At 71.7% G+C, this 608-nt stretch carries 1 pseudogene; it reads right to left on the bottom strand.

Annotated elements, in window-relative coordinates:
- Nucleotides 1-207 precede the first annotated feature (207 nt).
- Nucleotides 208-608: pseudogene (locus AC08OJ_RS18765) on the bottom strand (hypothetical protein); the annotation flags it as partial.

Here is a 608-nt window from a genome sequence, read left to right as displayed (position 1 = left end):
CACCCCGGAAAGGACCCCGGCCGCCCGCCCGGAGCGACATCCGGGCCCTCGGCGTACCCGAAACCGGCCGGGAAGCCCTCCCCGCCGATTTCGATCACAAAACCGACCGGCAAACAACCACCATCACGCTACTGGCGGATTTGGGTCTGACCCCGGCGCCGCACCGGTCAAATCCATCGAATTATCTGGTCACGATCCGTTCCCCGGTCACGTCGCACCGACCGAGACGACCAGCGCCGGACGGACCGGGGCGGGCAGCCATCCCGCTCCGGGCCGGTTCGGCACCTGACGCCAGCCCAGGCCGGGCACGAGCAGGGCCAGCTCTCCGGAGGGACGCCGGGCCAGCGGGATCCGCTCCTCCCAGCGTGCCGCACCGGCTCCCGTCGGCACGGTGAACCCGACGACGAGCTCGTCGGGCAGCGTCGCACCGGCGATGCCGAACTCGTCCGGTCCGAGCGGGGTGCCGGTCGTCACCGTGAAGGTGTGCGTGATCCCAGGAGCGTCCGCGGGCCCGGCGTCCGCGGGCCCGAACTGGACGGTTCTGGTCGTGGCACCCAACCGGATGTATAGGGTGCCGCCAGCACCGCCAGCACCGCCAGCACCGCCAG

Source organism: Frankia sp. CgKIO3 (genome assembly GCF_977946435.1).
The sequence above is the reverse complement of the archived record's forward strand: the minus strand, read 5'-3'. Positions and strand labels throughout refer to the sequence as shown.